Annotated in this window: 6 protein-coding genes; all 6 read right to left on the bottom strand. The window is 62.9% G+C overall.

What is annotated here, in order from left to right; translation table 11 throughout:
- Window positions 1–548, bottom strand: a 548-nt coding sequence (locus Q0J74_RS10130; protein ID WP_297214227.1) for an ABC transporter ATP-binding protein, incomplete at its 3' end; no start/stop codon positions are given.
- Window positions 545–1,627 (bottom strand): branched-chain amino acid ABC transporter permease, encoded by a 1,083-nt coding sequence (locus Q0J74_RS10125; RefSeq protein WP_297214225.1) that lies wholly within the window; start codon window positions 1,625–1,627, stop codon window positions 545–547. The genes Q0J74_RS10125 and Q0J74_RS10130, both read right to left, overlap by 4 nt.
- A gap of 10 nt (window positions 1,628–1,637) precedes the next feature.
- Complete coding sequence (locus tag Q0J74_RS10120) at window positions 1,638–2,522, bottom strand: branched-chain amino acid ABC transporter permease (protein ID WP_297214223.1); 885 nt, start codon at window positions 2,520–2,522, stop codon at window positions 1,638–1,640.
- Between the two features lie 165 nt (window positions 2,523–2,687).
- On the bottom strand, window positions 2,688–3,914 hold the full coding sequence (locus Q0J74_RS10115) for an ABC transporter substrate-binding protein (RefSeq protein ID WP_297214221.1): 1,227 nt from the start codon (window positions 3,912–3,914) through the stop codon (window positions 2,688–2,690).
- A 142-nt stretch (window positions 3,915–4,056) separates the two neighbouring features.
- Window positions 4,057–4,779 carry an elongation factor P 5-aminopentanone reductase gene (fabG, locus tag Q0J74_RS10110; protein WP_297214218.1) on the bottom strand — a complete coding sequence of 241 codons (723 nt, stop codon included), beginning with the start codon at window positions 4,777–4,779 and terminating at the stop codon, window positions 4,057–4,059.
- Between the two features lies 1 nt (window position 4,780).
- Entirely contained in the window at window positions 4,781–5,566 is a 786-nt protein-coding gene (locus tag Q0J74_RS10105) for an alpha/beta hydrolase (RefSeq protein ID WP_297214215.1), read from the bottom strand.
- Window positions 5,567–5,722: the final 156 nt, after the last annotated feature.

The raw sequence follows: 5,722 nt of genomic DNA, 5'->3' as shown, positions 1-5,722 counted from the left end.
CCGTAGGGCAGGGAGCCGGCCTTGGCCCCCGCCAGGTGCTCCATATCGAAGATGTGCAGCAGCTCCATGGCGCTCTCGTGGGCCAGCCGCTCCTCCTTCCAGTAGTTGGGCAGGCGGAGTACACCGCTCCACATGGGGTAGCGGATGTGGTTGTGCAGGCCGATCTTTACATTGTCTTCCACGCTCAGGTTGTCAAAGAGGCGGATGTTCTGGAAGGTGCGGGCGATGCCCGCCTTGTTCACCTGGACGGTGGTCATGCCATGGGTGTCCTTGCCGTCCAGCAGGATGGTACCCCGGGTGGGCTGGTACACCTTGGTCAGCAGATTAAACACCGTGGTTTTGCCCGCGCCGTTGGGGCCAATGAGGCCGGCAATCTCGGTGCGGCCGATGGCCATGTTGAACTCGTTGACGGCGGTGAGGCCGCCGAAGTCAATACCCAGGTGCTGGCACTCCAGAATGGGACTCTTGTCTACATCCCGCTCGGGAATCTTATTGACGCTGGGGACCGGGACCAGCTTGGTCTCGGTCCGCCGCTCCACTCTGCTCATTGTGCCGCCCCTCCCTTCTGCTCCGGGGCCTGCCGGCGGAGTTTATCCCCAATGCGGCCGAAAAAGCTGCGCATAGTGGGGTTGTTGGTGGCAATCATCACCAGAATGAGGACGATGGCGTACACCAGCATCCGCAGTTCGGAGAACTGCCGCAGCGCCTCGGGCAGGATGGTGAGGGCGGCGGCGGCAATCACCGAGCCCCACATGTTCCCCAGGCCGCCCAGCACCACGAACACCAGGATGAGGATGGAGGTGTTGAAGTCAAACTTGGTGGCCACGAAGGTGGTCTGACTCAGGCCGTACAGGGTGCCGGCAGCGCCGGCCAGGGCAGCGGATACCACAAAGGCAATCATTTTGTACTTGGTGACGCTGATGCCCACGCTCTCGGCGGCGATGCGGTTGTCCCGGGCGGCCATGATGGCCCGGCCGGTACGGCTGTTCACCAGATTGAAAATCACCGTCAGGGCAATGAGTACCAGCACAAAACCGGCGATGAAGGTGGAGATGCGCTGGGTGTTCATCACGCCCATGGGGCCGCGGATCAGCTCCACACCGCCGTCCTCCAGCTCAATGGTGTCGTTGAGGAAGCTGAAGTGGAGGCCCTTGCCATCCATGGCCAGGTAGATATTGGTGACAATGCTCTTGATAATCTCGCCGAAGGCCAGGGTGACGATGGCCAGATAGTCGCCGTTGAGCCGCAGCACCGGCACACCGATGAGAAAGCCCAGCACCGCCGCTACGATGGCGCCGAACACCATGGCCAGGGCCAGGCGCAGGGGGGACAGGGGCATAATCCCCTGAAGGGCAATGGCAAAGGCGGAGCCGGCAAAGGCGCCGATGCTCATAAAGCCGGCGTGGCCCAGGCTCAGCTCGCCGGAGATGCCCACCACCAGGTTGAGGGCCAGAGCCATGACGATATAGGCGCAGATGGGAATGAGCTGGCCCTCCAGCACGGAGCCCACGCCCCCGTCCTTGAAGGTACGCAGCAGCTGAATGACCACAAAGGCCACGATCACCAGGGCGTAGGTAAACACTCTGCTGCGGGTGGACCGTTTCATCTGTCGGAGTTTCTTACTCATACCGGCCACCTCACACTTTCTCGCGCACGGCCTTGCCCAGCAGGCCGGCGGGCTTCACCAGCAGCACCACAATGAGTACGGCAAAGACGATGGCGTTCTGGAGCTGGGTGGAGATATAGCCGCCAGCCAGAATCTCAATAACGCCAAGCAGCAGGCCGCCCAGCAGGGCGCCGGGGATGGAGCCGATGCCGCCGAACACAGCGGCGGTAAAGGCCTTGATACCCGGCATGGAGCCGGTGGTGGGAACCAGAGTCTGATAGGCCGAGCACAGCAGCACACCGGCAATGGCCGCCAGGGCGGAGCCGATGGCAAAGGTCATGGAGATGGTGCGGTTGACGTTGATGCCCATGAGCTGGGCCGCCGCCTTGTCCTCCGAGCAGGCCCGCATGGCCTTGCCCATCTTGGTCTTGCCGGTGAAGAAGGTCAGGCCCAGCATGATGACAATGCAGGCGGCGATGGTGATGATGGTAAGGACTGAAATGGACAGCTGTCCGTCAAAGAGGCTGATGCTCCACTCCCGGGGAACAATGGGGGGGAAAATCTTGGGGTTGGAGGACCACAGCCGCTGAGCGGCGTTCTGCAAAAAGTAGCTGACGCCGATGGCGGTAATCAGCACCGCCAGGGAGCCGGCCTGCCGCAGGGGCTTGTAGGCCAGTCCCTCGATGACCACGCCCAGGACGGTACACACCGCCATGGCCAGCAAAATTCCCACCACTGTGGGCAGCTGATAGGCTGATACGGCGAAAAAGCAGATGTAGCTGCCCACCATGATCACGTCGCCGTGGGCGAAGTTCAGCATCTTAGCGATGCCGTACACCATGGTGTAGCCCAGGGCGATGATGGCATAGATGCTGCCCAGGCTGATGCCGTTGATGAGGTAATTCAAAAAGACCATACACACACACCTCTCGGCGTGGAGGCTCGAGGCCGGGCGCCGGCAGGCCGATGCCCGCCCGCGATCCTCCACGTTGTCTGAAAACGCAACGGGCGGGAGGGCCGCCGGCAGCGCCGGCGGTCCTCCCGAAACCGCTTTGTCTCTCTCTTTCCTTGCAGCGGACGCTTAATCCATACCGACGTAAGCGCCGTTCTCGATGATCATGCCCTTGGGGCTCTTGGACACCGCACCGGTGGAATCCCAGGTGATGCCCGCACCGTCACCGGTGAGGCCGGTGAGAGTGATGGTGGGGAATACCTCAATCAGCGCGTCACAGATGTCCGCAGCGCTCATGTCGGGGGTGCAGCCGGCGGTCTCCAGGGCCAGCTTGTAGGCGTAAACGCAGTCGTAGGCGTCGGCGGCAAACTGGTTGGGAGTCTCGTTGTACAGCTCCTGATACTTGGAGACGAAGTTCTGGGTGGCCTCGTCGTCAGAGTCGGCGTTGAAGGGGGTCAGCAGCATGACGCCCTCGGCCAGAGCGGGATCAAAGCCGTCCATGGTCAGGATGCCGTCCATGCCGTCCACACCGAAGAACTTGGGGGTGTAGCCGGTGGCGGCGGCCTGGCTCAGGATCAGGGAGGCGGGCTGATAGTAGATGGGCAGGAAAATCAGGTCGGCGCCGGCCTGCTGGGCCTGGCTCACCTGCACGGTAAAGTCGTTCTGGGTGTCCTCTGTAAAGGTGGCGTCGCCCACCACCTCCAGGCCCAGGGCCTCAGCCTCGGCCACAAACTGGTCCTTGATGCCGGTGGAGTACACATCGTCGTTCTTCCAGATGATGAACACCTTCTCGCCCAGGCCCTGCTCATAGATGTACTGGGCGGAGGCCAGACCCTGGTTGGGGTCGGAGAAGCACATCTGGAACACATTGTCCTTGCCCTCAATCACGTCGGGAGAGGAGGCGGAGGGGGTCAGGGCGAAGATGCGGTCCTCAAAGTTGAGCACGGAAGTGGCAATGCCGGGAGTGGAGGTAACGGAACCCAGAGAAATCTGCATGCCCCACTCCTTCAGGGTGTTGTAGGCGTTGACGGCAGTCTCGGCCACGTGGACGTCGTCCTCATAGCGCAGCTCGAACTGGATATCGCCGCCCTCGGCGTTGATTTCCTCCACGGCAATCTGGGCGCCCCGCTGGGCAGCCAGGCCGTAGATGGCGGCGCCGCCGGTCAGGGGGCCGGTGCCGCCCAGCTTGAAGGCGGTGCCAGTGGCGGTGGAGCCGGTTTCGGTGCCGGCAGGGGTGGTCTCGCCGCCGGCGGCGGGCGTGTTGGCAGAGCCCTGGTCGCTGCTGCCGCAGCCGGCCAGCATGGAAACGCACAGAGCACCCGCCAGCGCAAGAGACAGGATGCGAAGCTTCTTCATGGTATCTTCCTCCTTTTAGAAGTTGTTGACAATTATATGCGGAACGTCGGAAATTGTCAACCTAAAAACTGCACAATGGCCGCCTCTATCAGGCGGCCATTGTTGGAAGTATGAACAAATTATGAATAAGCGCTGCCCCTTTTTACACTACCAGTCCGCCGTTGGGAGCCAAAACCTGGCCGGTGACAAACCCCGCCCCGGGGGAAGCCAGGTACCACAGGGCCTCCGCCACGTCCTCCGGCCGGCCGATGCGCCCCAGAGGGGTCTCCTCCGCCAGGGCCGCCAAGTCCTCCGGGGAGAGATTGGCATTCATCTCCGTGTCAATGACCCCCGGAGACACACAGTTCACCGTAATGCCCGACGGCCCCAATTCCTTGGCCAAAGCCTTTGTCATGCCTATGACAGCGGCCTTTGCGGCGGAGTAGGCCACCTCGCAGGAACCCCCCACCTGTCCCCACATGGAGGACACCGTCAGAATCCGCCCCGCCTTCCGGTGGATGAAGTGGGGCAGGGCCGCCCGGATGGTATAAAACATTCCGTCCACATGGACGGCGAACATCCGCCGCCAGTCGGCGTCGGTCAAATCGCCAAACAATTTCTGCTGGGCGATGCCGGCGTTACATATCAGAATGTCAAGTTGACAAAATTTATCCAACACATTGTCAACCATTTTCTTGACCTGGACCGGGTCGGACACATCGGCGCACACCGCCCAGCCGCCGATTTCCGACGCCAGGGCCTCCGCCCGCTCCTGGGAGCGGCAGTAGTTGAGAATCACCTTGTCCCCGCCGGCGGCAAACCGCCGGGCGGCGGCCGCGCCGATGCCCCGGCTGCCGCCGGTAATCAAAACCACACGCTGGGCCATGTCAAACTCCTTTCAGCCAATCCACGCACAGGCCATGCCAGGCCGCAGCGTGGGAATTATAGTGGGCCATGTCCCGGGCGCTCTCCCGGTCGGCCAGACCCATGGCGTGGGGACCCTTGGCGAAGAGGTGCAGCTCCGCCGGTACCCCGGCCCGCCGCAGGGCGGAGGCGTAATCCAGGGTGTTCTCCACCGGCACGGTGGCGTCCTCCCCCGTAGCCCACAAAAAGGCGGGCGGATGGTCCCCCCGCATTCGCCGGTCCAGTTTTAGCTTCTCCGGGGCGCCCAGAGGGGCGAGGTACCGCGCCTCATTTACCACCGGGTAGCCCAGGATGGCGGCATCCGGTCGCACCTGCTCCGGAGCCAGTCCCAGCCGCTCTCTGAGCAGCGGATGGTCCCACAGGCAGCACAGGCACCCCGCCAGATGGCCCCCGGCGGAGAAGCCGCACACCGCCACCCGGTCGGAGCGGATGCCAAGCTGGACGGCATGACTTCGAATCCAGGCCATGGCAGCCGCCCCTTCCAGAAACTGCGCGGGCCAGCCCACCGGCAGCAGACTATAGGACAGCACAAAGGCCTGTATCCCCGCCGCCACAAAGGCCAGAGCCACCGGCTCGCTCTCCGCCGGGGCAATCCGCTCATACCCGCCGCCAGGGAGGATCAGCACGCCCCAGCGGCTCCCGTCGTCGGCCAGCAGGCCGGCGGCGCTGCGGCCGTAGACCCACAACGCTCCTTTGCTCTCCCCCAGATCCCGGTGGAGGGACCGGGCCGGCACCTGATAGTACTCCATCTTATCCTTCCCCCCGCGCTGCCGGGCGGCGCGCAAAAAACTATTGACAATCTTCTATCCCTCTGATATAATGATCTACGCTGTTTGGACGATTAGCTCAGCTGGTAGAGCATCCGCTTGACGTGCGGGAGGTCACAGGTTCAAGTCCTGTATCGT

Source organism: uncultured Flavonifractor sp. (assembly GCF_944387675.1).
In the GTDB taxonomy this organism is placed as follows: Bacteria; Bacillota; Clostridia; order Oscillospirales; family Oscillospiraceae; genus Flavonifractor.
This window is presented reverse-complemented; position numbering and strand designations above follow the sequence as displayed.

Coding starts and splice junctions, on each gene's coding strand:
- fabG (WP_297214218.1), bottom strand. CDS start 4,779: ATGGCCCAGCGTGTGGTTTTGATTACCGGCGGCAGCCGGGGCATCGGC.
- Q0J74_RS10105 (WP_297214215.1), bottom strand. CDS start 5,566: ATGGAGTACTATCAGGTGCCGGCCCGGTCCCTCCACCGGGATCTGGGG.
- Q0J74_RS10115 (WP_297214221.1), bottom strand. CDS start 3,914: ATGAAGAAGCTTCGCATCCTGTCTCTTGCGCTGGCGGGTGCTCTGTGC.
- Q0J74_RS10125 (WP_297214225.1), bottom strand. CDS start 1,627: ATGAGTAAGAAACTCCGACAGATGAAACGGTCCACCCGCAGCAGAGTG.
- Q0J74_RS10120 (WP_297214223.1), bottom strand. CDS start 2,522: ATGGTCTTTTTGAATTACCTCATCAACGGCATCAGCCTGGGCAGCATC.